Here is a 26,661-nt window from a genome sequence, read left to right on the forward strand (position 1 = left end):
ACTCCCAATGCGCTTATTTGGCGGTGGATGTCAACGTTGTCAATACAGCCTGGGAGGGGTCTCTCATGACTCGCAAGTCGTCCCGAAAAATTGGTGACACGACTGCAAAGGGATACGTGTTTCCCACACGTGCCATGCGTGCTGATTTGCGCATCGCGGTGGATTTGTCCGCGCGGGTGAAAATGGCGCGAAGTCTGAGAAATCGCTGAGAGGGCACGAAAAGTTTGCGTGCGCGTGGCGTGGGATTGGCGGGGCCGCGCAAGGGACTCACGCTGGGTGCGAGACGAAGCGCGTCACGCGAAGGAGCGGAGCGCGGGTTGATTCGTCCCGGAAACGAAACGGGGTGGGGCGTCTGGCCGTACGACGAAGCGCCGGACAGGGCGTGGGCGGGAGGCATTGGCCTCGACCCGCCAGGCCCGTGCCCGGCGCTCGGAGGTCTACAGCGCCTTCTTGAGGGCGTCCTCGATGCGCGCCTTGGGGACGGCGCCGACGATCTGCTCCACGACCTGGCCGCCCTTGAAGACGAGCAGCGTGGGGATGGACCGGATGCCGTAGTTCTGCGGCGTGCCCTGGTTGTCGTCGATGTTGAGCTTGGTGAACTTCACCTGGCCCTTGTACTGCTCGGCGAGCGCGTCGATGGAGGGCGCGATGGCGCGGCACGGCGCGCACCAAGTCGCCCAGAAATCCACCAGCACGGGCTGCTCGGAGTCCAGCACCTGCTGCTTGAAGTCGCCATCTCCGACATTCGTCACGTTGTCGCCTGCCATGATGTCTCCTTGGGGCCCGCTGTGGCCTGCATGGCGCGTCGTCTAGTACGCGCCTCGTGGGGCTGCAAGAACCGGTGGGCCGGGGCCAGTCCGCCCGCAATGATGCGGCCGGCAGCCCGGGGTTTCACCTGGAAGGATCATCCGCCCCCCGGGCGCGGCGCTGGTGTAGGCTGGCGGGCGTGACGAAGCTCTTCCTGCCCCAGGCCCAGCTCGAGGAGTGGGCACTGGCTGACAAAGCGGACCTGCGTGACGGCCGGCTGGTGGTCATGGCCGAGGGTGGAACGGCCTTCGCCGTCTCACCGGCCGTGCATTTCCTGCAACTGGTATCGGGCGAGGACACCCACGGCCTGGTGGCCAAGGTGAAGACCGAGGAGCAGCTCTCCCGACTGGGGGCCGAGCAGATGGCCGACTCGGTGCTGGTGGGGGAGTCCGCCTACGAGGTCGTTCCGGGGTATGTGACGGAGGTCCCCTCCGGCGCTCCGAAGCCGGAGGCGGCGGGGAAGAAACCCGATTCGGAGACGGACCTGTTGGCGGCGTTCCTCCTCAACAAGATGGGCTGATTCGCCTGTCTGCCGCGGTTATGAGCCTGATTCCATGAGCCACACGCTCGTATCGCTCGCCTGCCACGCCTACGGCATCGCCGCCGTGGCCTACCTCGCCTACCTCGTCCGCCAGTCGGAAGGGCTGGCCATGGCCGGTCGCGTCCTGGTGGGCGGGGGGCTGGTGCTCCACGGCGTGGCCCTGTTCGAGCTGTTGGGCGCCCAGGGCGGCCGTCCGGTGGGCCTGGCGCAGGGCTTCTCCGCGCTGGCCTTCCTGCTGCTCGCCATCTTCCTGGCACTGGACGTACGCTACCGCAGGCCCGTCATCGGCGCGTTCCTGACGCCGCTGGCGGTGACGGTGCTCCTGCCCGGCCTGCTGCTGCACGGGGGCCAGTCGCCGTTGCCTCCCGGCGTGCGCCAGCCCTTGTTGCCGCTGCACATCTCGCTGGCGCTGTTGGGGCTGGCGGCGTTCGCGGTGGCCGCGGGGGTGGGGGTCATGTACCTGCTGATGGAGCGGCAGGTGCGGGCCAAGCGCTTCGGGCTGTTGTTCGCGCGGCTGCCGTCGCTGGAGTTCCTGGACACCCTCAACCGGCGGTTGGTGGTGTGGGGCTTCATCGCGCTGTCGATCACCCTGGCGACGGGGGCCTTCTTCGTGACGACCACGGTGGGCTGGCAGTGGGATGGCAAGTCCATCGCCACGGTGGTGGCGTGGGCGGTGTTCGCGGCGCTGGTCAACGCGCGCATCTTCGCCGGCTGGCGTGGGAGGCGTGTGGCATTGCTGACCATGGCGGGCTTCTGCCTGGTGCTGGTGTCCTTCCTCACCTCGTATGACGCGACGCCGACCGCGGCCGCCGTCATGAGGATTCCCTGAGTATGGAGCTCGTCTGCATTGGCCTGTCCCACCGCACGGCGCCCCTGGTGGTGCGCGAGCGGCTGGCCTTGTCCGAAGCGCGTCAGGTGGAGGTGCTGCAGAAGCTGGCGCAGGCCCCGGTGGAGGTGTTGTGGGTCTCCACCTGCAACCGGGTGGAGGTGTATCTGTCCGCGCCGGATGGGGGCGTGGCCCGGGAGCGCGCCGTGTCGGAGCTGCAGGCGCTGGGCGGGCCCGAGGCGGCCGAGCACCTGTACGAGCACCGGGGCGAGGCCGCGCTCATCCACCTGTTCCGCGTGGCGTCCAGCCTGGACTCCATGGTGCTGGGCGAGGCGCAGATCCTCGGCCAGGTGAAGGACGCGTTCGAGCGCGGGCAGGGCGCGGGCGCGGTGCGGGGTGAGCTGACGCGGGCGTGCGCGGCGGCGTTCGGCTGCGCCAAGCGGGTGCGCACCGAGACGGCCATCGGCCGCGCGGCGACGTCCATGGCGTCCGCGGCGGTGCAGCTGGCGAGCAAGGTGTTCGACGGGCTGAAGGGCAAGACGGTGCTGGTGGTGGGGGCGGGGGAGATGGGAGAGCTGGCGGCGCGGCACCTGCAGCAGGCGGGCGCGACGAAGCTCTTCATCACCAACCGCACCCTGGCGCGCGCGGAGGCGCTGGCGGCCGAGGTGGGCGGGACGGCGCGGCCCTTCGAGGAGCTCTTCACGCTGCTGACGGCGGCGGACGTGGTGGTGTGCAGCACGGCGTCGCCGGTGCCGCTGTTCACGCGGGACAATGTGGGCGCGGTGGGCAAGGCGCGCCGTGGCCGCCCGCTGTTCATGGTGGACCTGGCGGTGCCGCGCGACATCGACCCCGGGGTGGGCACGCTGGACTGGGTGCACGCCTACGACGTGGACGACATCCAGAAGTTCGTCGCGGACAACGCGGCCGCGCGCGCCGAGGAGGCGCACAAGGCCGGGGTATTGGTGGCGCAGGAGGTGGCGCGCTTCGTCAAGGAGCGCGCGCTGCGCGAGGGGATGCCGGTGCTGGCGAGGTTGCGGCAACGCGCGGAGGGGATTGCCCGCGCCGAGGTGGAGCGGACGTTGACGTCGCTGGGGGATGGGTTGACGGACAAGCAGCGCAAGAGCATCGAGGCCATGGGGCGCGCCATCGTCAACAAGCTGTTGCACGAGCCGACCTCGCGCCTGCGCGCGGTGGGGCCGGAGGGCGAGGGCAACCGGCTGGCGGGCGCGGCCGCGGAGCTGTTCGGGTTGCTCGAGGCGGAGCTGGAGGCGGCGGAGCAGCAGCCGCAGGCCCTGTCCGCGCAGGGCCCGGCGCAGGTGGCCACGGGGGCGAAGCGATGACGTCCGTGCGCATCGCCACCCGGCAGAGCCCGCTGGCGCTCTGGCAGGCGCGTCACGTGGGCGCGCTCCTGAAGTCCCACCACCCGGGCCTCGAGGTGTCCTTCGTCGAGATGACCACCGAGGGGGACCGCTTCCTGTCCGCGCCCCTGTCCTCGGTGGGCGGCAAGGGCCTGTTCGTGAAGGAGATTGAACAGGCGCTCATCGACGGGCGCGCCGACGTCGCGGTGCACAGCCTGAAGGACATGACATCCGAGCTGCCCGAGGGGCTGGTGCTCGCGGCCGTGCCCGAGCGCGAGGACCCCCGGGATGCCTTCTGCGGCACCGCGGGCCAGACGACGGTGGACGCGCTGCCCCAGGGGGCGCGCGTGGGGACGTCCTCGCTGCGCCGCAGCTGCATCCTGCGCTCGCGTCGGCCGGACCTGGAGATCGTGAGCGTGCGCGGCAACGTGCAGACGCGCCTGGCGAAGACGAAGGAGCTGGGGCTCGCCGGCGCGCTGCTGGCGCACGCGGGGCTCAAGCGACTGGGGTTGGAGCATGTCATCACGGAGGTGCTGTCCACCGACGTGAGCCTGCCAGCGGTGGGGCAGGGGGTGCTCGCCATCCAGTGCCGCGGGGCGGACGCGCGGGTGTGCGGTCTGCTCGCGCCGCTGGAGCACGCGACGACGCGGGTGGCGGTGACGGCGGAGCGGGCGCTGCTGGCGAAGCTGGAGGGTGGCTGCACGGTGCCGCTGGCGGGGCATGCCACGGTGTCGGAGGGCCAGGTGCACCTGCGCGGACTCGTGGGCCGGCCGGATGGCGCACACGTGGTGCGGGGCGAGGTGCGTGGCCCCGTGGCGAAGGCGGCCGAGCTGGGCGAGGCGCTCGCGGACGACCTGCTGTCGCGTGGCGCGGCGGACATCCTGCGTGATTTCGCTCGCCGCCCGGGCGCGCGGCCCTAGACTGCCGCGCGCGTGGAACGGCGACTGGAAGGCATCCGAGTCTTGGTGACGCGCCCGCGTGAGCGGGCCGAAGAGCTGTGCTTCCTCCTGGAGGACGAGGGCGCGGAGGTGCTCAGCCTCCCGCTGCTGGAGCTGCGTCCTCCGGAGGACCCGCGCCCGCTGGCGTCGGCCGCGGAGCACATCCAGCGCTACCGCTGGGTGGTGTTCGCCAGCCCCTCCGCGGTGGACGCGCTGCTGGACGCGCTCCGGGAGGCGGGCACGGCCGACAGGATCTCCCGCGTGAAGCTGGCGGCGGTGGGGCCTCGCACCGCGCGCGCGGTGAAGGGCTATGGGCTGGACGTCGCCGCGGAGCCCGAGGAGGGCACGGGGCAGGCGCTGTTCGAGATGCTCAAGGACGGCCTGCAGTCCGGGGACGAGGTGCTGCTGCCCGCGGCGGAGGACGGTCGGCGCGAGCTGGAGGACGCGCTGCGGGAGGCCGGGGTGCTCGTCACGCGGGTGACGGCCTATCGCTCACTGCCGGCGGAGCTGCCGCTGGAGGCGCTGGAGCTGTTGGGGGCCTCGCCGCCCGACGTGGCGGTGTTCGCCTCGCCGCGCACGGCGGAGGCCTTCCTGGAGGCCGCGGGGCGCGAGCGGTTGGGCGCCGCGCGGGTGGTGGCCATCGGTCCGACGACGGCCTCGGCGCTGGAGCAGCTGGGGCTGCCGGCCTCGGCCATCGCCGAGCGACCCACGCCCGAGTCGCTGGTGGACGCCACGGTGCGCGCCGTCCGGGGGAACTGAGTCCCTGGCGGAAAGTGGCGTGGGTGCCACGAGGCGAATCGTTCGCGAGTAGACTGGCCGTCCCATCGCCCTGCCGGCCGCATGCCGGGAGTCAGGCGACGCGGGAGGGGTCTCATCGATGAATCGGGGTTCGCAGCGGAGCGCCGTCGTACTTGGGCTGTTGTTGGCCGCCACGGCGGCGGCGCAGCAGGTGCTGGAATACAGGGACCTGGGGTACCGGGTGCTCAGCACGCCGTCGGACCCCTTCGTCTTCTACGTGGACGGGCGTGCGGCCCAGCCCGCCGGCAATGACCTGGCCCTGGTGACGGCGGCCAGTCGCGCGGCTTTCGAGACCTGGCAGGGGACGACCTGCGCGTGGCCCACGTTCTCCTTCCCGGCGGACGGCGGCGTGGCGACGACGGGCTCGCCCATGGCGAACGTCGATGACCCGGGGGACCGCTTCAACGTCGTTCCCATCTGGGTGACGAGCGCGACCGATATTCACTTTCAGGACACGCTCAACGGAGGCGACAGGCCCGCGGCCGCGAGGGCGCTGACTTTCGGCGGCTACGTGTACCAGTGTGATGTCTATCTCAACGCGGTGAACTACGCCTGGTCCACGCTGACGCCCACGCCGGCGGGACGCATGGACATCCAGAGTGTGCTGACCCACGAAATCGGCCACTGTCTCGGGCTCGGTGACAGCTTCGAGGCCATTGGCGCGGTGATGTTCTTCGACCTGCCCACGGGCGTGACGCGGCGGCAGTTGGCGGACTACGACAGGACGGCGCTGTGCCGCTTCTATCCGAAGACGGGGGCGGTCGGCTCCCCGTGCGAGAGCGGCACGTGCACCACGGGCCTGACGTGTGTCACCGCGCCGTCCACGGTGTCGGGCAAGGACCTGAAGGTCTGCGCGAAGGGCTGCTTCGGCAACACCTCCGGCGAGTGCCCCGCGCCCTATGTCTGCCGCGACTCCTCGTTGGTGAATGGCTATACGAAGGCCTGTCTTCCGGCGCTGCCCGACGGTGTCACGCCCGTGGGCCGCGAGTGCACGCCGGGCCCGCGCAGCTGTGGCAACACCAACGGCGTCTGCATCCCGCCGGTGGATCCGCCCTCGGGCAACGGGGAGTTCGACCGGTGGGACCTGGGCTACTGCACGGAGACGTGCAGCGGCGCGGGCTCGTGCCCCGCGGGCGCCGAGTGCTCGGATGTCCCCGGCCAGGGCTCCATCTGTCTGAAGACCTGTACGCCCGGCGGGAGCGACTGTCGGCCCGGCTATACCTGCGAGACGCGCCCCGAGGGGAACCTCTGCGTCCCCGGTTGCTATGGTGATGCGGATTGCGACAGCAACTCCGTCTGCAGGACGTGCGACCGCGTCTGCGTGCCTCGGCAGACGGCGGGCAGGCAGGTGGGGGATGCGTGCACGGCGGATGCGCAGTGCGGCACCAACCAGTACTGCCTGGTCGCGGAAGGGGGGACGGAGGGCGTCTGCGCGCAGCCGTGCTCGGTGGCGGCGTGCGCGTGCCCGGGTGGGACGTCGTGCCAGGTGGTGAACAAGGAGGGTGAGCGGGCGTGTGTCCGGGCCTGCTCGGCGACGTCGTGTGACGCGACGCTGAGGTGCGGCACGGTGGAGCAGGGCAGCTCCGCCTGTCTGCCCGTCTGCCGGACGGAGAAGGACTGCGCGCCCTCCATGCTCTGCTCGGCCGCGGGCACCTGTTACGATCCGCTGGCCAAGCCGGACGCGGGCTCGTGCACGCTGTGCAACGACGCGGGCACGCCGCCTCCGCCGCCCGTGGACGCGGGGCCGCCGAAGGGCCCGGGTGGTCCGGACGGCTGTGGCTGCCAGGGCGCGCCCGTGTCGGCGGCGGCCTTCCTGGGTGGATTGGTCCTGTTGCTGCTGGTGGCTGGAAGGAGAAGGACGTGGCACAAGCCGTGAGCGGCCCGAATGCGTCTGCCGTGAGGAGCCGGGTGGACTTCACCACGCTCTTCGTCCTGGAGGCGCTCGTCGGCCAGGGGCTGTTGACGCCCCAGCAGGCCCAGGAGGTGCTCGCGAAGGAGCCCGCCGCGCGAGCGCGTGTGCTCAAGGCGCAGACCGCGGCGAGCGGCAAGGACGCCGCGCGCTACGACGTGTCCCCGGTGGAGGTGGTGGCCGCGTTCCAGGTGCCGTTGGCCAATGGCCGCGGCGTGCTGGACGAGGACCGCGTCACCGAGGCCGCCGCGCGCGCCTCCGGGTTGACGTACCGGAAGATCGACCCGCTGAAGCTGGACATGGGGCTGGCCACGCGCACGGTGTCGCGGCCCTATGCGCAGAAGCACGTGCTGCTGCCGCTGGAGCGCACGCCGCAGGGGCGCCTGGTGGTCGCGGTGGCGAACCCGTTCGACCGGGAGCTGTTCGAGAGCTTCCACCGGCTGACGGGGCTGCCGGTGGAGCCGGTGCTCAGCTCGAAGGCGGACATCCTCAAGTCCATCTCCGACATCTACGGCTTCAAGAAGACGCTCGCGCGGGCGGCGGATGATTTCAGCGCGGCGTCGGGTGGGGCGCAGGTCTCCAACTTCGAGCAGCTCGTCTCCTTGAGCGGGACGCAGGAGCTGGAGGCGTCGGACCGGCCCGTGGTGCAGGCGGTGGACTACCTGCTGCGCTATGCGTTCGACAACCGCGCCTCGGACATCCACATCGAGCCCAAGCGCGCCACGAGCGTGGTGCGGCTGCGCATCGATGGCGTGTTGCATCCGGTGTATTCGTTGCCGGCGCAGGTGCATCCGCCGATTGTGTCGCGCGTGAAGATGCTCTCGCGCATCGACATCTCGGAGAAGCGCAAGCCGCAGGACGGGCGCATCAAGACGGAGCGGGACGGGCGCGAGGTGGAGCTGCGTGTCAGCACGTTGCCCACGGCCTTCGGCGAGAAGGTGGTCATCCGCATCTTCGACCCGGAGACGTTGGTGCAGGACATCGCCCAGCTCGGCTTCGAGCCGGACGAGAAGGCCAACTTCGAGTCGTGGATCGACCAGCCGCACGGGCTCATCCTGGTGACGGGCCCGACAGGCAGTGGCAAGACGACGACGCTGTACTCGGCGCTCAAGGCGCTGGCGGGGCCGGACGTCAACGTCACCACGATTGAAGACCCCATCGAGATGGTGTGGGACGCGTTCAACCAGGTGCAGGTGCAGCCCAAGGTGGGGCTGGATTTCGCCGGGGCGTTGCGGCACATCCTGCGCCAGGACCCGGACGTCATCATGGTGGGCGAGATTCGCGACGCGGAGACGGCGGAGAACGCCATCCAGTCCGCGCTCACCGGACACCTGGTGCTGTCCACGTTGCACACCAACGACGCACTTGGCGCGGTGGCGCGCATGAGGGACCTGGGGGTGCCGTCATTCCTGCTGGCGCAGAGTCTGCTCGGGGTGATGGCACAGCGCCTGCTGCGGCGGGTGTGCAGTCATTGCGCGGAGGAGACGTCGTTGACGCCCGACGAGCTCCTGGCGCTCCAGGCGCCGTTGCCGCTGCTCCCCGGGGGCGTGCGATTGCTCAAGGGCGCGGGCTGCGTGCGCTGCCGTGGCACGGGCTTCATCGGACGCACGGGTGTCTTCGAAATCGTCACCACGGGCAGGGAGCTGCGGGAGCACATCTCCCGCGAGGCTCCGTACGAGAAGCTGGTGGAGGTGGCCCGGCTCGGCGGGATGCGCACGCTGCGCGAGGCCGCCGTTCGCAAGCTGGCGCAGGGGCTCACCGCGTTCGACGAAGTGGTGCGGATGACGTCCGCGTGAGGACGGGCGCACGGTGTTTCACCGTGCGCCTGGGCCACGATACGAACGGGCTTTAGTCGAGGGTGGCCCGGCCAGGGACCAGCTCACTGGCGGGGAGTTCCTCGCCGAGGAACCAGCGCTTGCTGGTGGCGGGCGTGGAGACTTCGGCGCAGCGGGTCGGCTGACCTGTGAGCATGATTTTGGCGTACGTGGGGCCCTGGTGACGGGCGCCCAGGTGGAAGGCGCGGTGCGCGTCTCCTGCCGTGGTGGCCGCGACGACGGCATACGGGCCCGTGTAGCAGTGCTCCTCGTAGGTCTGCGCCAGGGCTTGGGTGCACGACGCATCCGCGTAGAGCCCGAGATTGAAGGTGGGCGTGGTGGGGAAGCAGCGCAGCTGTCCACTCGTGTCGGCCTCGAAGTGACAGTCCGCGTTCAGTTGGGTGTCGAACAAACCCATCGGGACATGGAGCGAGTCATTCAAACGTGCTCCGCGCACGACGAGCCGGCCATGGGCCTCCATGTCGACGTGTCTGGCTTCAGGCCAGCGCGTGGGAGGAACCTCCTGGCCGGGGCGATGGAAGCAGGGCCCGTTCGGGCCGAGGGAGGACTCCATGCACGTCCCGTCCTCGGAAATGGCATACATCTCAGTCGCGACAGGGCCGGTGGAGAACACGCTGACCCCGGTCTCGCAGCGGCTCGAAGAGGGCTCGACCGCGAAGCGGGGTGCATTGCAGGCGGTCGCCATGAGGACCGGCTCGCTGCAGCTCGCGTCCGCGGACAGTCCACCGAGGAGCGCGACGGCGGCGTCCTGTCCCGAGGGGAGGCATCGCAGTGACGCGTCCTGGGCCTGCTGAACGGCACAGGTGACGCCGTGTTCGGTGGCATCGAGGTGATGGAAGCTGAAGGAGCCATCCTCTCCTTCGACGAAGTGGGCCGCGACGCCATCCTTGGAGACGTGTTGGCGCAGTTGGCCTTTCACGAACGTGTTGCCGGTGACCTCGTCACCGAAATGGTAGGCCGCTCTCGAGGAGTTGTTCGGGAGGGCATGGCAGCCTCCGGAGTCGTCACGGAGGTAGACGGAGCCGGTGACACGGGCGCCCAGGTGGAACAGTTGCTGGAGGACTCCGGGAGGTGCTGCTTCCTTCGCGAGGATGGTCCCCACGGGCAGTGGACTCGCGGAGATGACGCCTTCCTTGGTGCAGCTCTCGTCGACGTAGAAGGGTGTCTCGTTCCAGGTGGTTCGGTGGAGGTTGTCACTCAGGCAGTAGAGGTCGCCGTCGGGGGCCACCGGCTGCCAGGTGCAGGGTCGGAGGCGTGCGGCGTCGTAGGTCGCCTCTGCCCAGCGTAGGCCCTCGGTCGTGGTCATCCGACGGACCTTGATGCGTGAGCCGCCCTTGAAGAAGGACTCTTGAGATGTGAAGTCCACGTCTTCCGTGGGACCCAAGCCGCCCTCCGTCGAATCCCCACAGCCCACTCCCCCCAACATCACCATCACCAGCCCTGCACAGACGCGACGCATGACACTCCTCACGAAGCGGCGCGACCCAGGAACAGCCCCCATGCTGTTCCTGGTCGACCGGGACGCGGATGCGCGCCCGCGACCTATACGGCCCCAGGCGTGCGAGCTGGCAGTGCCGTCCGTCGATTCGACGGCGAAGCGGTGTCACTCGACCGAGGGAGGTAAAAGGACGAAGGATGTCGCGGGAATCTCGGCGCCGGATTGCCAGTCGGTGGCGGCGGGATGTCTGTTCAGCTCGAAGCAGTGCGTGGAGCCATCCTGAGAGACGAGCCATCGGGATTCGCCGAGTAGCAGGCAGGGAAGGGCGGAAGTGTCAGCGGTTTGTAACCAGGATGGCCAGACTCGGCCGAAGCGGGGCAGTGAGATGATGGGTGGTACGCAAGAGTTGTATGTCTTGAGTGATGACAGGCGTGCGGAAGCTGTTCGTGCCTTTCTCGAACGGTTCCTGCCCGGACGCTCAATCCGGAGGGACGAGTTCTGGATTCCAGAGTTCGCCAGCCCGCCGCGGGAGATCTTGCGAACCGAGGATGGGATTCTGGAGTACCTGGAAGCACACGCTGACGAGCCGTATGGGCTGTATTGGGGCCAGGAGGATGGGCTGGCCCCACGTCAGGCGATGGCTTTCTTTACGAGAGACGGCAAGGTCATCCTCGGGCTCGCGGATCTGCCAGAGCGGGCTCCTGTGTTGTTGCAGGAACTCGCGCGCTTCGCCGGCTCCAGCCATGCTCTCACGGGCTGGGAACAGCGACCACCCGACACGGCCCGTGAGTTCATCGAGTGGTGTCGGCGACAGGGATGAGCGTTTGCGCCAGCAGTGGCTGTCCGCCAGGGACCGACGGAGGGGTCGGTCCCACCGAGATAGCGGATGCCAAGGAGTGATTCGTGATGAGAGACACCGAGGCCCTGGAGGCGTGCATCCTTGTGCTGCCCGAGGAGCGCCGACGCTGGTTCTATCTTGCGTATGCCCATCAAGTGACCATCGTGGCGCGTGAGCACTTCCTCGACGCAAGGGTCGAGCGAGCGCGCCGGTGCAACGAAACCCTTCACCGGCTGACAGGCCATCTTGCCAGGCTTCATTCGGGCGAGGTCGACACGGCGACCGAGACATCCTTCGTCAAGATGGTGGTCGGCGGAGCGGATTCGGAAGGCTGGCTGTCCCTGCTCGAGTCCATGCTCCAGAGGGTCTCGTCCAAGGAGTCCCGAGGGACACGTCCCTCATGAAGCCCACGAACGACAACGGCCCGGCTCCCCAATCGGGAACCGGGCCGCGTGTCTCACTTCACGTGAGTCCTAGAAGCGCGCCTGCAGCAGCGTGTTGAAGCCCAGCGCATGCGGCTTCTCGAACGTCGGCTGCGCGATGCCCGTGATGTCATCGCGGAACGTGGTCCGGTTGGTGTCGTACGTGTAGTAGACCTCGCCGACCGCCGCGACGGAGTCGGACAGATCCCAGCGGAACGTCGCCTTCGCCGAGTAGATGGGCTCCGCCTCGCACGAGCCCGAGCCACCGCACGTCTCCGGCAGGATGCTCAGCATGTTCACGTCACGCACCACCACCGTGCGCGTGCCGATGAGGTTGTCCGGCGGGTTGTTGCCACCCAGCACCGGCGTGGGGCTGCGGAACGACGCCGGCCGCTGCACACCGAAGATGAAGCCCGGCGTGAAGTGCAGCTCGGGCAGGTGGTAGTCCGCGCCCAGCGCCAGGAACATCTCCGGGTTCAGCTTCGTCCCCTCGGGGAAGTCCTGGAACGGGGGGAAGCCCGGCACGTCGAACTGGATGAACGAGAGGCTGCGGTACAGACCCAGCAGGCTCAGGCGCAGGAAGCCCAGCTTCGCGCGCGCCTGCAGCGCCAGCGCCGTGGCGCCCTGCGGCTCCGTCGCGCCGAACGTGTCCGGCTTCTCCAGCGTCTGGGACAGGTAGCTGCCCTCGAGCGACACGGAGTAGGACAGGCCACCCGGGTACTGCTCGGGCGCGAAGAACCGCTCGTAGATCTCCGGGTCGTTCTTGTAGAGCCGGAAGTCCACGCTCGTGCCGACCGGCACGCCCACGTGGTAGACGACCTGCGCGGAAACGCCCGCCGCGTTCACCGGCGCCTCGACGCCCAACGTGGCGAGACCCGGGACCAGGCCCTTCTGGAAGAAGCCGCCGCCCGCTTCGACGCGCAGGGTGTCCAGGATGTCCCAGCCCGCGCCGCCCATCACGCCGTAGAGCGTCTCCTCCTCGAGGATGAGCTCGTTCTGCACCAGCGCCGTCTTGCCGCCGACGTACGCGTACCACCGGTCGCGCGTGATCTGCAGCTTCGCGCCGGGCACGCCGTTGGTCGCCGAGCGCGTCGTGAACGCCGCGCTGCCACCCCAGGAGATGCGGTACGCATAGCCCAGACGGAAGCGGTCCGCGGACACCGGGAAGCCGACCAGCGAAATGCCTTCCTTCTCACCCCAGCCCGGCGGCTGGTAGTTGAGCCGGATGTAGCTGGAGTTGTCCTGGATGGCCACCGCGCCACTGGGCCGCTCGAGCACCAGCAGCGTCAGGGCCGCCTCCGTCGTGAGTCCCTCGAAGAAGGCGGGCGCCTTCTTGTAGAGCACCACGTTCGAGAGCGACTCGAAGCCGGAGAACCGGGTGTTGAAGTTGTCGTAGAACTGGGTGTTCTGATTGCCCGCGCCGAACCGCGCATTGGGGCTGTTGGGCGTCGTCTCACCCGAACCCGCAAGCACGTTGTCGTCCGCGAAGACGAACGACAGACGCGTGTCCACGAAGTCACTGGCCCAGGCGGGCGCACTCAAGGAGATAAGCCCCGACAGGGCCAGCTTCTGCAGCGTTTTCAATGTCCCTCTCCACGGAGCGCCCGCTTGGAACGCTCCTCCCTGCGCCCCGGTGGAACCGGGGCACGAGCTCGTCAAAAGTCTAAGGATTCACGCAAGGCTTGATGGGCTTCGGGCACTCCAGACCCGGGCCGGGGTAGCAGCAGAGGTCGTCCTGATCTCGAGGCAGGATGATCCACCGGGGACGCGCCGCGCTCACGTGGCGCAGGTGACCCACGATGTCGAAGGTGGCCTCGTGCAGCAGCTTGCACTGCCGACGCGCCTCGTCGTCTCCGTTCGTCTCGCTGCAGTTGACCACCAGGTCGGGGACCGCGTCCTTCGTCACCAGGTTGATGCGAGCCTTCTGGTTCTGGCTCACCGTGCAGCGGGCCGCGCCGTTGGCCGGGTCCGCGACGGAGACCCACACCACCATCTGGTTGTCGGCCATCAGGTGCTCCAGGTGGGTGGCCGCGGGCAGCGCCACGTTTGTCGCGGGGCCGGGGGCGCTCGTGCCGCCGAAGCGCACGTTCGTGGCTTTGTCGCACCAGATGTTGAGCGTCACGCCGATGCTGTAGGTGTTGGTCGAGCGCGTCCAGGCCTCGGTGGCCGGGGCCACCGGAGGCGCGGCGTTGAGGGTGTGCAGGCGGCCCGCCACGGAGTCGTCGAGCCCCGCCTCGGGCGCGCCCATGGAGACCATCTCCACCACGAACTGGCCGAAGCTGTCGTAGGTGTTCTTCTCCGCGCAGATCTGGTTGCGGTACTGGCCCATGCCCAGCGTGCAGTCGACGTTGCACTGACGCTCGGGGACATCAGGGTCATTGGGCGTATCCGCGCCGCAGGCGCCGAAGACGCCGTTGCGGGCATCCGGGCAGAAGAAGGGCACGGTGCCGTTGCCGTTGGCGTCGCAGTTGCGGAACACCGTGGGGAACTTCACCCGGCGCACCTTCACCAGCGAGGACTCCAGGCCCTCCATCTTGTAGTTGCCGTAGCTGTAGCCGCACATCACGTCCGAGATGTAGGGCGAGCCGCTGAGGCCACACAGGCGGCCGTTGATCTCCGTCGGGGGCGCCAGCGCCAGGTACTTGTTCCACTCCGTCTGGGGCAGCAGGCGGACCCGCTCACGGATGCTCCACGACGGGAAGGTGAGCTGCGTGGTGGCCGTGAACTCCTGCACCGAGCCCGCGATGGACCACAGCAGGTCGCCCGGGTCCAGGCCCTCCGGGAAGGAGTAGTTGTAGATGTAGAGGGAGTTGAAGCGGCCCGGGAAGAAGCCGGAGGGCTCCGCCGTCTGGGTGTTCGCGCCGGGGATGCTGCCCTCGCGCACGCGGCAGGCCGTCAGGTCCGTCACGAAGAAGCCGCTGGGGTCCGTGCCCGTCACCAGCAGCGTCACCGGCTGGTTGTGGTTCGGGTCGTCCGGCTCGCAGTTCTGCAGGAGCGGGGGACCACCCTCGGGCGCACGACCGATGCGCATGAACGTGCCGGCGTACGCGGTGAGCTGGTCGCTGTTCTGCGGGACCTGCACCGTGGAGATGGTGGGCTCCTCGAAGAACACCGAGCGCGACAGGCCCGTGGCCGAGGTGCGGGTCGCGGGCTCCACCGGGAGCTCACCGTCGACGACGGCGCCGCCCGCGTAGTCGACCTCGACCGGATCATCCTCGACCCACACGTGGGCCTCGCCGTACAGCTGCGAGGAGCGCACGGTGCCGGTGCCCGCGCCGTTGGTCAGCTGCACCCAGCGATAGCGGTAGGGGCCCGTCAGGTTGCCCGGCACGGTGCGGAAGGACACCGGACCGTTGAACGACTCCATGAGCTGGCCCTTCACGTCCAGCGCCTGGATGTCGATGTCCACGTCCACCGCGCTGCGGGGCATGGCGAGACGACAGTCCTTCGTGCCGCGAAGCTCCAGGGGGACCGCCGCCTGGTTGCCTTGCCCGTGCTCGGTGGCACAGCTGGCCACCACCGGGACCGCCGTGCGCGGGTTGGAGTCCGCGACGTAGAAGCCCTTCACCGTCACCTTGAAGGAGGAGACACCGGTGGGCTGGGGCGTCTCGTCGGTGTAGCAGCCCGCGCCAGCCAGGGTCAGCGCGGACAGGAGAACCAGTCGCTTCATTACTTCACCCTCCGGCCGATACGGCCGTCTTCCACGGCGTCGGCGATGGGCATCGCCGTCGGGTTGTCACAGAAGTTGCGCAGCTGCTGCGTCACGGTTCCGCACACGGGGTTGCTGCCGCTCAGGATCTCGCGGCAGTCGCACCGTCCGGTGAAGGGACCGGGCGACACGGCGCAGGCGGCCTGCGCCTCGACGGCGGTCGTCACGTCCGGGATGTTGCAGCCCGACGGGTCGTAGCCACGGCCCGCCAGCTCGCCGCAGGTGCAGGTGCCCACCTGCTTGGCCGCGATGCACGCCGCGCGGGCCTGGTCCGGGTTGGTGACGGTGTCCACACCGCAACCGGCCGGATTGAAGCCGTTGCGCAGCAGGTCTCCGCACGAGCAGCTGCCCACGCGCGCCTCCAGCTCGTTCTCGTAGTCCTGCATCTCACGGCACGCGGCGCGCAGCCGGTCGTTGACCACCCACTGGCCGTTGACGATGGAGCCGCAGCGCTGGCCGTCCTCGCGGTTGCCGCGCGTGGCATAGCCCGCGTTGATGTCGTCGCAGGTGCAGAAGTCCTGCATGTAGCCGATGAGCGAGTCACGCAGGGAGATGCCCGTCTCCTGGCGCGTGGTGTTGCGCTTGAGCACGTTGAAGCCCGAGCCACCCTTCGCGATGTAGTCGTTCACCGCCACGCGGTAGGTGCCGAAGGGGTTGAGCGGCTCATCGCCGATGCGGATGTCGGTGCCGGGGTTGGCGTAGCAGCGGCCCTGGTCCGAGGAGCTGCTCTCGTCCTGGATGCACTGCCACGGCGCGTGGCCGGTGCGGCTCTCCGGGGGGCAGTCGGCGCCCTTGAGGTTCATGTCACAGGTGATGCGCAGGTCGTTGATCTGCACCTGGGCGCAGTCCATGGTGAACTTCGCGCCGGAGATCTGCGCCTGGCTGACGCAGCCGCGCTCGGCGGAGCGCTCGGCGACGAAGTTGAACATCTCCTGCATCTCCTTGCCGGAGAGGTACATGATGTTGATGGTGTTCTCGAACGGGAACACGTTGAACATCGACTCCTGGGAGATGACGCCCGCGTAGAGGTTGTCGCGGATGCCCAGCGAGTTGGTGAGCGCCATCTGCGCGTCGACGCGGCGACGCTTGCGCATCGAGTCCGCGGCGATGTTGCCCAGCGGCGAGTCGCCACCCGTGGAGTTGTTCCGGCGCGTCACGTCCGTGGGCGCGTAGGAGAAGATGTTCGTGAGCTGCAGCCGCATGTCCATGCCGATGATGTAGGGCTGGAGCAGGTGCGTCGTCTGGCGGTCCTCCTGGGCCTTGCAGGCCTCCATGGCCGCGCGGACCTCGGGGGTCTGGATGAACTGGCCATCCTCCCAGAAGATGTTCGAGTCATACCGGTACTTGCGCATGGCCTCGTCGCACCACAGGCCGTCGAGCGGGAACACGCGGTAGTCCTGGCTGAGGACCTCGCCGCCCTCGCCGCTGCCGATCACGTCCGGCATCTTCACGACCAGCTCCAGCCGGCCCACGTACTTGGCGAACGCGCCGGAGTGCGAGAGCACCACCTTGCGGCCGCTGGGGTCCGCGAGCAGCTGCGGCGGGTTGAGCACCACGTGCAGGTGGCCGCCCATCACCACGTCCACGCCGCTGACGCCCGGAATCTGGACGCGCACCACGGACTTGTCGTTGCCCTCGGGGCCGAACCACTCGAGCACCTGCCACGGGTTCTTCTCGCGGCGGATGAAGGAGCGGGCGCGGCCGTACTCGTAATAGGCCTCGTAGCCCTGGATGACGTCCTGGTCCTCGGTGAGGCCCAGGTGGCTGACGATGACGATGAGGTCGGAGACCGGCCGCAGCAGGTCCACGTACGCACGCACCACCTCGTTCTGCTCCAGAGGCGTCACCTGGAGGCTGTTGCCACCCTCGACGATGGAGTTGAGCGAGGAGATGTTCGCCATGCCGATGATGGCGACGCGCAGGCCCTTCACGTTGCGGATGGTGTACGGCGCGGCCTCCAGCGCCGTCTCGTTGCTGCCGTTCTGCCGCCAGTCATTCCAGTTGTAGTTGGCGGCGAGCAGCGGGAACGTCGCGAACTGCTTGGCCTGGTTGGTGAAGTTCAGCGCGCCCGCGTCGAACTCGTGGTTGCCGATGACCGCGGCGTCCAGCCGGGCCTGCGACAGGAAGCGGAACTCCACTTCACCGTTGTTGAGGTTGAAGATGGGGGCGCCCTGGAAGCAGTCGCCCGAGTCGACGTGCAGCACCCGCTCACCCTTGGCGCGCTCGCGCTTGAGCACCGCGGCCATGCGCGTGGCGCCACCGAACGGGCCGGCCTCCGGGATGAGTCCCAGGTCCTGGTCCGTCTTCAGCGGCGCGAAGTCGTAGGGGATGAGGCGTGAGTGGATGTCCGAGGTATGAAGGAGCGTCAGCCGCACCTCCTGCCCCTCGAGGTTGTAGTCCTGGCCTTCCATCACTGGCATGCATGAGGCCGAGACCAGGGCGCAGAAGAGGCCGAGCAGGAGGCGACGCATCAGGAGATTCCGTGTTTCGGTAGGACGTCGGGAGTAAAGCGGGCGCAAGGTACGGTATCGGACACGGGCGGGCAAGCAACGCCGCCATGGCATTCGTACAGTCCCCCTATTCAGGGCCCCCTTCACGGAGAGCAAGCAGACATGCGGCAGCGTCATTCCAGTGTGACTGACATCGAGATCATCGAGGATTTCTCGTCTACGGCGCGCTGCGACGAGGGCTTCCTCCGAGTGAAGCGGCTGCGGTGTCGCAACCGACGCGCGGATGGCTCCTCGTCGTCCGTGTACCGCGTCGACGTGGTGGACCGGCCCCGGTTGGATGCCGTCGCCGTGCTCGTCTATCGACGCGGTGCGGCGGGACTCGAGGTCCTGACGCGGATGAACCTCCGGCCCGCGGCGTACTTCCGGAAGGATCAACGCGACGCGATGACGGTGCCGGACCCGGGCACGGGCTACCTGCGGGTGGAGGAGATCGTCGCCGGCCTGCTCGAGCCCGAGGACAAGGGCGAGGAGGGCCTCAAGAAGCGCGCGGCGGCGGAGGTCCACGAGGAGGCGGGCTATCCGGTGCGGCCCGAGGACATCCAGCTGTTGGGCGGCTCGTTCTTCCTGGCGCCGGGCATCCTGTCGGAGAAGGTCTTCCCCGCGGCGGTGGACGTCACGGACGTGTCGCAGGAGGAGCCCGAGGGAGACGGCTCGCCCCTGGAGGAGGGGACGCAGCTGCACTGGCGCCCGCTGGGGGAGGTGCTGGAGGCGTGCCGGCGCGGGGACATCCCGGACGCGAAGACGGAGGTGGCGCTCACGAGGTTGCTCGCCCGATTGGGATGAGCACGGAGTTTCTCCGGGGGCGGCGGCCGGGGTAGGGTGCGCGGCGTTTTCGCACTCCACTGCCGAGGTCGCTGCATGTCGTCGCTGCCCCCGTGGCTGGCCAACCTGTTGCCCATTCTCATCCTGCTGGGAGCCATCGCGCTCGTGCTCGCGCGGCTGCCCAAGGTGGAGCTGGGCCACACGGACGCCTTCCGCCGACGCCGCTTCTTCAACTGGTTCCCGCTGGGGATGACGTACGCGTTCCTCTACATGGGGCGCTACAACCTCAACGAAGCCACCAGCGCGATGAAGGGCCACACGTCCAACGCGGACTTCGGCACCATCTTCTTCTGGGGCACGCTCGTCTACGGCTGCGCGTTCCTGCTCAACGGACCGCTGACCGACAGGCTCGGGGGCCGCAAGACCATCCTCTTGTCGGCCGCGGGCTCGTCGGTGGCCAACGTGCTGATGGGCGTGGTGGTCTACAAGGTCCTCACCGAGGGCTGGCAGCCGCCGGGCGGCATCGTGGGGACGCTGTCGTTCCTCTATGCCGTCAACATGTACTTCCAGAGCTTCGGCGCGGTCTCCATCGTCAAGGTGAACGCGTCCTGGTTCCATGTGCGCGAGCGCGGTCAGCTGGGCGGCGTCTTCGGCATCCTCATCTCGCTGGGCGTCTACTTCGCCTACGACTGGAGCCGCTTCATCGCCAAGGCGGCGCCCACGTACTGGGTGTTCTTCGTGCCGGCGGCGATCCTCGCGGCCTTCGTGGTGCTGGACTTCTTCGTCATCCGCGACACGCCCAGCCACACGGGCCACCCGGACTTCGACACCGCGGACGCGTCCAGCGGCGAGGCGGCGTCCAGCAGCGTGTGGGAAGTGTTCAAGAAGATGATCAGCAACCGCACCATCATCATCATCCTGATGGTGGAGTTCTGCAGCGGCTTCATGCGCAACGCCATCATGCAGTGGTACCCCAAGTTCGCGAAGGCGACGGGCCTGTCGGAGGCGTTCGTCGCGGCCAACTGGGGCATGCTGCTGTGTGTCGCGGGCATCACCGGCGGCATGTTCGCCGGCGTCATCAGCGACCGCGTGTTCGACTCGCGGCGCGGGCCGGTGTCGGCGGTGCTCTACGCGGGCATGAGCCTGGGCGCGGTGGCCACGCTGTTCCTGCTCAACAGCCCGGCGCTCGGCTGGACGGTCATCTTCATGTCCCTGTGTGTCATCGGCGTGCACGGCATGCTGTCGGGCACGGCGAGCATGGACTTCGGCGGCAAGAAGAACGCGGGCCTCGCGGTGGGCATCATCGACGGCGCCGTGTACGCGGGCACCGCCCTCCAATCCATCCTGCTGGGGCGCATCCTCCCGGCGGGGGAGGTGGCCAAGGACCCCAACAACTGGGGCAACTGGCCCCTGGCCATGCTGCCCCTGTCCTTCGCGGGCCTGCTGCTGGCCACGCGGGTGTGGAATGCCCGCCCGCAGCCGAAGACGGCGCCCGTCGGGGGGGCCTCGGTGGTCACCCAGCCGGTTGCGACTCCCAAGACCGGTACGGGAGGCTGAGGCCGCTGTGGACCGCAGGACGTCACGGGGGCGTCACTCCCCCGTGACAGGGTTGTGACGTAGAGTGTGGACGTGTCCCAGGTACCCGCCCCACTGCCACTGCAGAGCCGCTTCGAGGTTCACGACCGGAAGCAGTTCGAGATCAAGCTCGAGTACCAGCCCTCGGGGGCGGACGAGACGCGCTACCTGGTGGAGGCGCATCTGTTCCTCCCGGGGAGCCTGAACATCGACGCGGAGACGTACCCCCGCGCGGACTTCTACGCGGACATCCACAACTACGTGCGCTTCAAGACGCCGGTGATGGCGGTGCAGGAGCTGCTCACGTCGGACGCCTCGCCGCTGGTGCGGCTGGAGGCGTGGCTGCGCACGGGGCTGGGCTCGGAGAAGGACATCGTCTACCAGGCGAAGCTCCTGTCGTGCGTGCTGCGCGGGGCGCTCAGGCGCTTCGCCACGGGCGTGGAGACGCGCTGCGAGGGGCCGGTGGCGCTGCCCACGGAGGCGTGTGCGACGCTGGAGTCGGACGTGGTGGCGATGCAGGCGGGGGTGAGCGAGGTGCTCGCGCGCTTCCGGCAGTGGCTGCGCTCGGTGGGGGAGCTGCGGCTGCAGGAGCGCTCGCGCGCGTCGCTGCGGCTGGTGGACGAGTACGTGAGCCTGCTGGTGGAGAACGGCTTCCGGCGCGCGGTGGCGGACATGAAGGCGCTTCCGCGTGGGGAGCCGTGGCTGCAGCTTCGCAAGGGGCTGATGGAGGCGGTGCTGCGCGAGGAGTCCTACCGCAAGGAGCACCGGCTTCGCAGCGTGCTGAGCCCCACGGGGGACAACGAGGAGTACATCCAGCGGCTGGGCATGCTGAAGAAGTTCTGCATGAACGTGCTCTTCCTGTCCTCGCGCCGGCGGCAGAAGCGGCAGGGCTGGGAGGAGGTGCTCTTCGCGCTGGCGGCGGGCATCGCCATGGCCTTCGCGACGGCGGTGGCGCTGTGGGCGCAGATCCGCTTCACGCAGGTGAGCCTCAACTTCTTCCTCATCGCCGTGGTCGGCTACATGATGAAGGACCGCATCAAGGAGGGCCTGCGCCGGGTGCTCAGCCGGGTGGCGGCCACGCACCTGTCGGACCGCACCGCGGACCTGGTGGACCCGGTGACGGGGCGGACCATCGGCACGTGCGAGGAGCGCGTGGACTACGCGCCCAAGGTCCCCGACTCGGTGGCCTCGCTGCGCCACCAGGACGACTTCCTCACCGTGTCCCAGGGCGAGCTGACCGAGACGGTCATCCGCTACCAGAAGCACATCATCCTGGACGCCCGGCTCCTGCCGCGCACGGAGCGGGGCCTGTCGGGCGTGACGGACATCCTGCGCTTCAACGTGGAGCGCTTCCTGCGCGACATGGACGAGCCGGAGCTGGCGCTCGAGTACGTGGACCTGGCGGACCTGTCCGTGGGTCACATCCGGGGCGCCAAGCGTTATCCGGTGGACGTCGTGCTGCGCTTCACCGTCGAGGAGGAGGAGACGGACCGGCGCCAGGAGAGCACGCAGCTGGTGCGGCTGGTGCTGGACCGCAACGGCATCCAGCGCATGCTGCGCTTCGCGGACACGGCGGCCGGGGCGCCCCCTGGCCCCATGCCCTGGCAGTCGGCCGCCTGAGTCGGGCGGTTTCGGCGGCGCTCGGCGGCCCGCGCGGGTAATGTTCGCCGCGCTCATGGCCCACGAAGACTTCAAGAAGCGCATCCGCGACGACTGGCGCGACAGCCTCCACGCCATCCTGGCCAAGGCCCGCTCGCTCGGGGAGCAGGCGGTGCTGGCGTTCGACCTGGACTCCACCCTGCTCGACAACCGGGAGCGCCAGGCGCGCATCCTCCGGGAATACGGCACGGCGCATGCGGTGGAGCCGCTGTCCACGTGCAAGGCCCACCACTGGAACTCTGGCTGGGACATGCGCGAGGCGATGCGCGCGTGCGGCCTGGAGGCGGCCCTGGTGGAGCGGCACTTCGAGCCCGCGCGCCACTTCTGGGGCGAGCGCTTCTTCACCAGCGAGTACTGCGCGGTGGACGAGGCCATCGACGGCGCGGCGGCCTTCACGCACGCGGTGGTGGGTACCGGCGCCCGGCTCGTCTACGTCACGGGCCGTCACGAGGGCATGCGCGGGGGCTCCGTCGCCTGCATGCGCCGGCTCGGCATGGCCGTGCCGGATGGGGAGCGGGTGATGCTCGTGATGAAGCCCGCGCCCTACGACGACGACGATGCGTTCAAGCGCGAGGCCCATGCGCAACTGGGCCGGCTGGGGACCCTGGTGGCCGCCTTCGACAACGAGCCCACCCACGCCAACGACTACCGGCGCCGCTTCCCCGACGCCACCGTCATTCATCTGGCCACGGATCATTCCGGCCGGCCCGTGACGCTCCTGGACGGCATCATCAGCGTGCCGCACTTCACGCTGGTTTCCTGACGCACCGCGCCTGAATTTTCGGGGGAAGGGCGCGGGGTTTGAAAGGCTTTGAAGTCCCAGGTCCGCGCGCTATGAGGCGCACGGCATTCGCCGTCCCCGGGTGAGGAGGGACGGCCTGCATGGAGGCACCCGCGGTGGCCAGCCCGTACTCGAAAGAACAGCTGTTGACGATGTACCGGAAGATGTACCTCATCCGCCGTTTCGAGGAGCGCGCGGGTCAGCAGTACACGCTGGGGAAGATCGCCGGCTTCTGCCACCTGTACATCGGGCAGGAGGCGGTGGCGGTGGGGCCCGTGGAGGCCATCCGCCAGGACGACTACATGCTCAGCGCCTACCGCGACCACGGCCAGCCCCTGGCGCGCGGCAGCGACGCGGGCATGGTGATGGCGGAGCTGTTCGGCCGGGGCTCCGGCTACAGCAAGGGCAAGGGCGGCTCGATGCACATCTTCGACATCGAGCACCACTTCTACGGGGGCTACGGCATCGTCGGCGGGCAGATTCCGCTCGCGGCCGGCATGGCCTTCGCCAGCCGCTATCGCAACGAGGACCGCGTGACGGTCTGCTATTTCGGCGACGCGGCGGCCAACCAGGGCGCGCTCCACGAGACGTTCAACATGGCGTCCAAGTGGAAGCTGCCGGTCATCTACATCTGCGAGAACAACCGCTACGGCATGGGCACGGCCATCGCGCGCACGTCGGCGGTGCCGGAGATCTACAAGCGCGCCGCGGCGTACGACATGCGCGGCGAGCCGGTGGACGGCATGGACGTGCTGAAGATGTACGAGGCCGTGAAGGACGCGGCCGCGTGGTGCCGCGCGGGCAAGGGCCCGGTGCTGCTGGAGGCGAACACGTACCGCTTCCGTGGCCACTCGATGGCGGACCCGGCCAACTACCGCACCAAGCAGGAGGTGGAGGAGGAGCGCAAGAACGACCCCATCCCCAAGCTGCGCGACTACGCCATCAAGAATGGCCTGGGGGCGGACGCGGACTTCGAGCGCATCGAGGAAGAGGTGAAGGCGCAGGTGGACGCCGCGGTGAAGTTCGCGGACGAGTCCCCGGAGCCGAGCCTGGAGGAGCTGTGGCGCGACACCATCGTCGAGCCGGGCGAGGAGGACGTTCGCCCGCGTGAGCGCGTGCTGGGCGTGAAGGTGACGAACTGGCCGAAGTACCCGAGCGGCCAGGAGCTGAAGGTCACCTGGGACCTGGAGCCGCGCGAGCAGGCGGAAGCCGCGGACAAGAAGGCGGGCCTGAGCAACTAGTGCCCGGCCCGTCACACCCCAACCCTTTTTGATTTCGAGTCGGAGCCGACGATGCCCGAGTTGATGTACCGCGAGGCCCTGAACCAGGCGCTCGCCGAGGAGATGGAGCGCGACGCCAACGTCTTCCTGATTGGCGAGGAGGTGGGCCGCTACAACGGCGCCTTCAAGGTGTCGCAGGGACTGCTGGACCGGTTCGGGAGCGCGCGCATCATCGACGCGCCCATCTCCGAGCTGGGCTTCGGTGGAATGAGCGTGGGCGCGGCCATGGTGGGCCTGCGTCCGGTGGTGGAGATGATGACGTGGAACTTCGCCATCCTGGCGATGGACCAGATCGTCAACAACGCGGCCAAGCTGCGCCACATGTCCGGCGGCCAGCTGCGCTGCCCCATCGTGTTCCGGGGCCCGGGCGGCGCCGGCGGCCGGCTGTCCAGCCAGCACAGCCAGGCGTTGGAGGCCAACTACGCGCACTTCCCCGGCCTGAAGGTGATTGCTCCGGCCACGCCCGCGGACGCCAAGGGCATGCTCAAGGCGGCCATCCGGGACGAGAACCCGGTCATCATGTTCGAGGGCGAGCGGCTCTACGCGCTCAAGGGCGAGGTGCCCGAGGGCGAGCACGTGGTGCCGCTGGGCAAGGCGGACGTGAAGCGCGAGGGCACGGACGTCACCATCATCACCTGGAGCCGCATGTATTACTTCTGCATGCAGGCGGCCGAGGAGTTGGCGAAGGAGGGCATCAACGCGGAGGTCCTGGACCTGCGCACGTTGAGGCCGCTGGATGAGGAGGCCATCCTCGCGAGCGTGCGCAAGACGAACCGCGCCGTCATCGTGGAGGAGGGCTGGGCGCTGGCGGGTGTGGGCGCCTCGGTGGTGGACATCATCCAGTCCAAGGCGTTCGACGACCTGGATGCGCCGGTGGAGCGCGTGACGGGGCTCGACGTGAACATGTCCTACGCGGCGAACCTGGAGAACGCGACGCAGCCGGACGCGCCCAAGATCATCGCGGCGGTGAAGAAGGTGCTGTACCGCGAGGGAGCCTGACCCGTATGGCCACGCCCATTCAGATGCCGAGCCTGTCCCCGACGATGACGGAGGGGAAGATCGTCAAGTGGCTGAAGAAGGTGGGGGACAAGGTCTCCTCCGGTGAGGCCATCGCCGAGCTGGAGACGGACAAGTCCAACCTGGAGATCGAGGCGTACGACGACGGCTACCTGCTGGAGATCGTCGTCGGCGAGAACCAGACGGCCCCCGTCGGCGCGCCCATCGCCTATGTCGGCGCGAAGGGCGAGAAGGTCGCTGCCGGAGGCGCGCCCGCGCCGAAGGCCGCCGCGCCGGCTCCCGCGCCCGCCGCCGCTCCCGCGCCGAAGGCCGCCGCGCCCGAGGCCCCCAAGCCCGCTGCCGCCCCCGCCGCGTCCGGTGGTGGGGACCGCATCGCCATCCAGTTGCCGAGCCTGTCCCCGACGATGACGGAGGGGAAGATCGTCAAGTGGTTGAAGAAGGTGGGGGACAAGGTCTCCTCCGGCGAGGCCCTGGCCGAGCTGGAGACGGACAAGTCCAACCTGGAGATCGAGGCCTACGACGACGGGACACTGGCGGAGATCGTCGTCGGTGAGAACCAGACGGCCCCGGTCGGCTCGCCCATCGCGTACCTCACGCCCAAGGGGGGCAAGGCGGCCGCCGCCGCTCCCGCGCCGAAGGCCGCCGCGCCCGAGGCCCCCAAGCCCGCTGCCGCTCCCGCCGCGCAGCCGGTCCAGGCTCCCGCTCCCCAGGCGCCTTCCGCGTCTGGTGGGGGACGCCGGGTCCGGGCCAGTCCGCTCGCCAAGAAGATTGCCCAGGCGCGCGGGCTGGACATCGCGCAGGTGCAGGGCTCGGGTCCCTCGGGTCGCGTGGTGAAGCGCGACATCGAGGAGGCGCTGGCCAAGGGTGGGACGAAGTCCCCCGCGCAGGCGCCCTCCGCGCCGGCCGCGAGGAAGGGCCCCTCGGCGCCGACGGTGGCGCGCGCGGAGTCCCGCACCGAGCCCCTGTCCTCCATGCGCAAGGTCATCGCGCAGCGGATGACGGAGGTGAAGCCCGGCGTGCCGCACTTCTACCTCACCATCGAGGTGGAGATGGACGCCGCGGTGAAGGTGCGCGAGGAGGCGAAGGCGATGGACCTCAAGGTCTCCGTCAACGACCTCATCGTGAAGGCCGTGGCCATGGCCGTGCGCCGCTACCCGAAGGTCAACGTGTCGCTGCAGGGTGACCAGGTCATCCACCACGGCTCGGTGGACGTGGGCATCGCGGTGGCGCTGGAGCAGGGCCTCATCACCCCCATCGTCCGCGACGCGGACACCAAGGGGCTGCAGGCGCTGTCCACGGAGATTCGCGAGCTGGCGGAGCGCGCGCGCAAGCGGGCCCTCAAGCCCGAGGAGTACACGGGCGGCTCCATCACCGTGAGCAACCTGGGCATGTACGGCATCGACAACTTCGCCGCCATCATCAACCCGCCGCAGGCCTCCATCCTCGCGGTGGGCGCGGTGACGGACAAGGTCGTGGTGCGCGACGGGCAGATGGTCATCCGCAAGATGATGTCGGCCACGCTGTCGTGCGACCACCGCATCGTCGACGGTGCCATCGGCGCGGAGTTCCTCCGCGAGCTGCGCGGCCTGCTGGAGCACCCCACGCGGCTGCTCTTCTAGGCTGCTTGCAGGTGAGTGGCCCGCTTCCTCGCTCCGTCC

General features: G+C 69.0%; 20 protein-coding genes and 1 pseudogene. 16 read left to right on the forward strand and 5 right to left on the reverse strand.

What is annotated here, in order from left to right:
- Positions 1-437: 437 nt before the first annotated feature.
- Positions 438-767 (reverse strand): thioredoxin, encoded by a 330-nt coding sequence (gene trxA / locus K8640_RS09510; protein WP_223746765.1) that lies wholly within the window; start codon positions 765-767, stop codon positions 438-440.
- Positions 768-946: 179 nt separating this feature from the next.
- Here trxA and K8640_RS09515 point away from each other — a divergent pair, with 179 nt between their 5' ends.
- From K8640_RS09515 to K8640_RS09545, 7 genes are all read left to right on the forward strand, one after another.
- Positions 947-1,327, forward strand: a complete 381-nt coding sequence (locus tag K8640_RS09515) for a hypothetical protein (RefSeq protein WP_194869015.1) — start codon at positions 947-949, stop codon at positions 1,325-1,327.
- A 34-nt stretch (positions 1,328-1,361) separates the two neighbouring features.
- On the forward strand, positions 1,362-2,177 hold the full coding sequence (locus K8640_RS09520; protein ID WP_141323221.1) for an inner membrane protein YpjD: 816 nt from the start codon (positions 1,362-1,364) through the stop codon (positions 2,175-2,177).
- A gap of 2 nt (positions 2,178-2,179) precedes the next feature.
- Entirely contained in the window at positions 2,180-3,514 is a 1,335-nt protein-coding gene (hemA, locus tag K8640_RS09525; protein WP_223746766.1) for a glutamyl-tRNA reductase, read from the forward strand.
- Positions 3,511-4,452, forward strand: a complete 942-nt coding sequence (gene hemC, locus K8640_RS09530) for a hydroxymethylbilane synthase (RefSeq protein WP_141323224.1) — start codon at positions 3,511-3,513, stop codon at positions 4,450-4,452. The genes hemA and hemC overlap by 4 nt, the downstream gene beginning before the upstream one ends.
- Before the next feature lie 42 nt (positions 4,453-4,494).
- Positions 4,495-5,229: a uroporphyrinogen-III synthase gene (locus K8640_RS09535; protein ID WP_223746767.1), complete on the forward strand. Its 735-nt coding sequence runs from the start codon at positions 4,495-4,497 to the stop codon at positions 5,227-5,229.
- Positions 5,230-5,347: 118 nt separating this feature from the next.
- Positions 5,348-7,144 carry an adhesin gene (locus tag K8640_RS09540; protein WP_223746768.1) on the forward strand — a complete coding sequence of 599 codons (1,797 nt, stop codon included), beginning with the start codon at positions 5,348-5,350 and terminating at the stop codon, positions 7,142-7,144.
- On the forward strand, positions 7,129-8,973 hold the full coding sequence (locus K8640_RS09545) for a GspE/PulE family protein (protein WP_223746769.1): 1,845 nt from the start codon (positions 7,129-7,131) through the stop codon (positions 8,971-8,973). The genes K8640_RS09540 and K8640_RS09545 overlap by 16 nt, the downstream gene beginning before the upstream one ends.
- 52 nt (positions 8,974-9,025) lie before the next feature.
- Here the strand turns inward: K8640_RS09545 and K8640_RS09550 are convergent, their stop codons facing one another.
- A complete protein-coding gene (locus K8640_RS09550) occupies positions 9,026-10,471 on the reverse strand; it encodes a hypothetical protein (protein WP_223746770.1) in 1,446 nt (481 codons plus the stop codon).
- A gap of 394 nt (positions 10,472-10,865) precedes the next feature.
- Here K8640_RS09550 and K8640_RS09555 point away from each other — a divergent pair, with 394 nt between their 5' ends.
- Positions 10,866-11,270 carry a hypothetical protein gene (locus tag K8640_RS09555; RefSeq protein WP_223746771.1) on the forward strand — a complete coding sequence of 135 codons (405 nt, stop codon included), beginning with the start codon at positions 10,866-10,868 and terminating at the stop codon, positions 11,268-11,270.
- Positions 11,271-11,356: 86 nt separating this feature from the next.
- Positions 11,357-11,692, forward strand: coding sequence for a hypothetical protein (locus K8640_RS09560; RefSeq protein WP_223746772.1), 336 nt, complete (start codon positions 11,357-11,359; stop codon positions 11,690-11,692).
- A gap of 69 nt (positions 11,693-11,761) precedes the next feature.
- Here K8640_RS09560 and K8640_RS09565 read toward each other — a convergent pair whose 3' ends face one another.
- From K8640_RS09565 to K8640_RS09575, 3 genes are all read right to left on the reverse strand, one after another.
- A complete protein-coding gene (locus K8640_RS09565; RefSeq protein WP_223746773.1) occupies positions 11,762-13,294 on the reverse strand; it encodes a hypothetical protein in 1,533 nt (510 codons plus the stop codon).
- Positions 13,295-13,373: 79 nt separating this feature from the next.
- A complete protein-coding gene (locus tag K8640_RS09570) occupies positions 13,374-15,380 on the reverse strand; it encodes a hypothetical protein (RefSeq protein WP_223746774.1) in 2,007 nt (668 codons plus the stop codon).
- The gene (locus tag K8640_RS09575; RefSeq protein WP_223746775.1) at positions 15,380-17,890 is read right to left on the reverse strand and encodes a bifunctional UDP-sugar hydrolase/5'-nucleotidase; all 2,511 of its coding nucleotides are present in this window, start codon (positions 17,888-17,890) and stop codon (positions 15,380-15,382) included. The genes K8640_RS09570 and K8640_RS09575 overlap by 1 nt, the downstream gene beginning before the upstream one ends.
- 141 nt (positions 17,891-18,031) lie before the next feature.
- Here K8640_RS09575 and K8640_RS09580 point away from each other — a divergent pair, with 141 nt between their 5' ends.
- The 7 genes and pseudogenes from K8640_RS09580 to K8640_RS09610 all read left to right on the forward strand — a co-directional run bounded on the left by K8640_RS09580 (position 18,032) and on the right by K8640_RS09610 (position 26,622).
- Positions 18,032-18,712: an NUDIX hydrolase gene (locus tag K8640_RS09580; protein WP_141323239.1), complete on the forward strand. Its 681-nt coding sequence runs from the start codon at positions 18,032-18,034 to the stop codon at positions 18,710-18,712.
- Between the two features lie 75 nt (positions 18,713-18,787).
- Complete coding sequence (locus K8640_RS09585) at positions 18,788-20,248, forward strand: MFS transporter (RefSeq protein ID WP_223746776.1); 1,461 nt, start codon at positions 18,788-18,790, stop codon at positions 20,246-20,248.
- A gap of 72 nt (positions 20,249-20,320) precedes the next feature.
- Positions 20,321-21,886 carry a hypothetical protein gene (locus K8640_RS09590; protein ID WP_141323242.1) on the forward strand — a complete coding sequence of 522 codons (1,566 nt, stop codon included), beginning with the start codon at positions 20,321-20,323 and terminating at the stop codon, positions 21,884-21,886.
- 55 nt (positions 21,887-21,941) lie between these two features.
- On the forward strand, positions 21,942-22,688 hold the full coding sequence (locus K8640_RS09595) for a hypothetical protein (RefSeq protein WP_223746777.1): 747 nt from the start codon (positions 21,942-21,944) through the stop codon (positions 22,686-22,688).
- Between the two features lie 134 nt (positions 22,689-22,822).
- Positions 22,823-23,947: a pyruvate dehydrogenase (acetyl-transferring) E1 component subunit alpha gene (pdhA, locus tag K8640_RS09600; protein WP_223746916.1), complete on the forward strand. Its 1,125-nt coding sequence runs from the start codon at positions 22,823-22,825 to the stop codon at positions 23,945-23,947.
- A 42-nt stretch (positions 23,948-23,989) separates the two neighbouring features.
- Positions 23,990-24,985, forward strand: a pseudogene (locus K8640_RS09605) (pyruvate dehydrogenase complex E1 component subunit beta); the annotation flags it as partial.
- Positions 24,986-24,990: 5 nt separating this feature from the next.
- Positions 24,991-26,622, forward strand: coding sequence for a pyruvate dehydrogenase complex dihydrolipoamide acetyltransferase (locus K8640_RS09610; RefSeq protein ID WP_223746778.1), 1,632 nt, complete (start codon positions 24,991-24,993; stop codon positions 26,620-26,622).
- The last annotated feature ends 39 nt before the right edge of the window (positions 26,623-26,661 follow it).

It is taken from the genome of Myxococcus sp. XM-1-1-1 (assembly GCF_020037095.1).
Classification (GTDB): Bacteria; Myxococcota; Myxococcia; order Myxococcales; family Myxococcaceae; genus Myxococcus; species Myxococcus fulvus.

What these genes read in the sequence shown, in the direction of transcription:
- K8640_RS09560 (WP_223746772.1), top strand. Translation starts at nt 11,357, where the DNA reads ATGAGAGACACCGAGGCCCTGGAGGCGTGCATCCTTGTGCTGCCCGAG.
- K8640_RS09575 (WP_223746775.1), bottom strand. Translation starts at nt 17,890, where the DNA reads ATGCGTCGCCTCCTGCTCGGCCTCTTCTGCGCCCTGGTCTCGGCCTCA.
- K8640_RS09520 (WP_141323221.1), top strand. Translation starts at nt 1,362, where the DNA reads ATGAGCCACACGCTCGTATCGCTCGCCTGCCACGCCTACGGCATCGCC.
- K8640_RS09540 (WP_223746768.1), top strand. Translation starts at nt 5,348, where the DNA reads ATGAATCGGGGTTCGCAGCGGAGCGCCGTCGTACTTGGGCTGTTGTTG.
- hemC (WP_141323224.1), top strand. Translation starts at nt 3,511, where the DNA reads ATGACGTCCGTGCGCATCGCCACCCGGCAGAGCCCGCTGGCGCTCTGG.
- trxA (WP_223746765.1), bottom strand. Translation starts at nt 767, where the DNA reads ATGGCAGGCGACAACGTGACGAATGTCGGAGATGGCGACTTCAAGCAG.
- K8640_RS09550 (WP_223746770.1), bottom strand. Translation starts at nt 10,471, where the DNA reads ATGCGTCGCGTCTGTGCAGGGCTGGTGATGGTGATGTTGGGGGGAGTG.
- K8640_RS09610 (WP_223746778.1), top strand. Translation starts at nt 24,991, where the DNA reads ATGGCCACGCCCATTCAGATGCCGAGCCTGTCCCCGACGATGACGGAG.
- K8640_RS09585 (WP_223746776.1), top strand. Translation starts at nt 18,788, where the DNA reads ATGTCGTCGCTGCCCCCGTGGCTGGCCAACCTGTTGCCCATTCTCATC.
- K8640_RS09580 (WP_141323239.1), top strand. Translation starts at nt 18,032, where the DNA reads ATGCGGCAGCGTCATTCCAGTGTGACTGACATCGAGATCATCGAGGAT.
- K8640_RS09570 (WP_223746774.1), bottom strand. Translation starts at nt 15,380, where the DNA reads ATGAAGCGACTGGTTCTCCTGTCCGCGCTGACCCTGGCTGGCGCGGGC.
- K8640_RS09595 (WP_223746777.1), top strand. Translation starts at nt 21,942, where the DNA reads ATGGCCCACGAAGACTTCAAGAAGCGCATCCGCGACGACTGGCGCGAC.
- hemA (WP_223746766.1), top strand. Translation starts at nt 2,180, where the DNA reads ATGGAGCTCGTCTGCATTGGCCTGTCCCACCGCACGGCGCCCCTGGTG.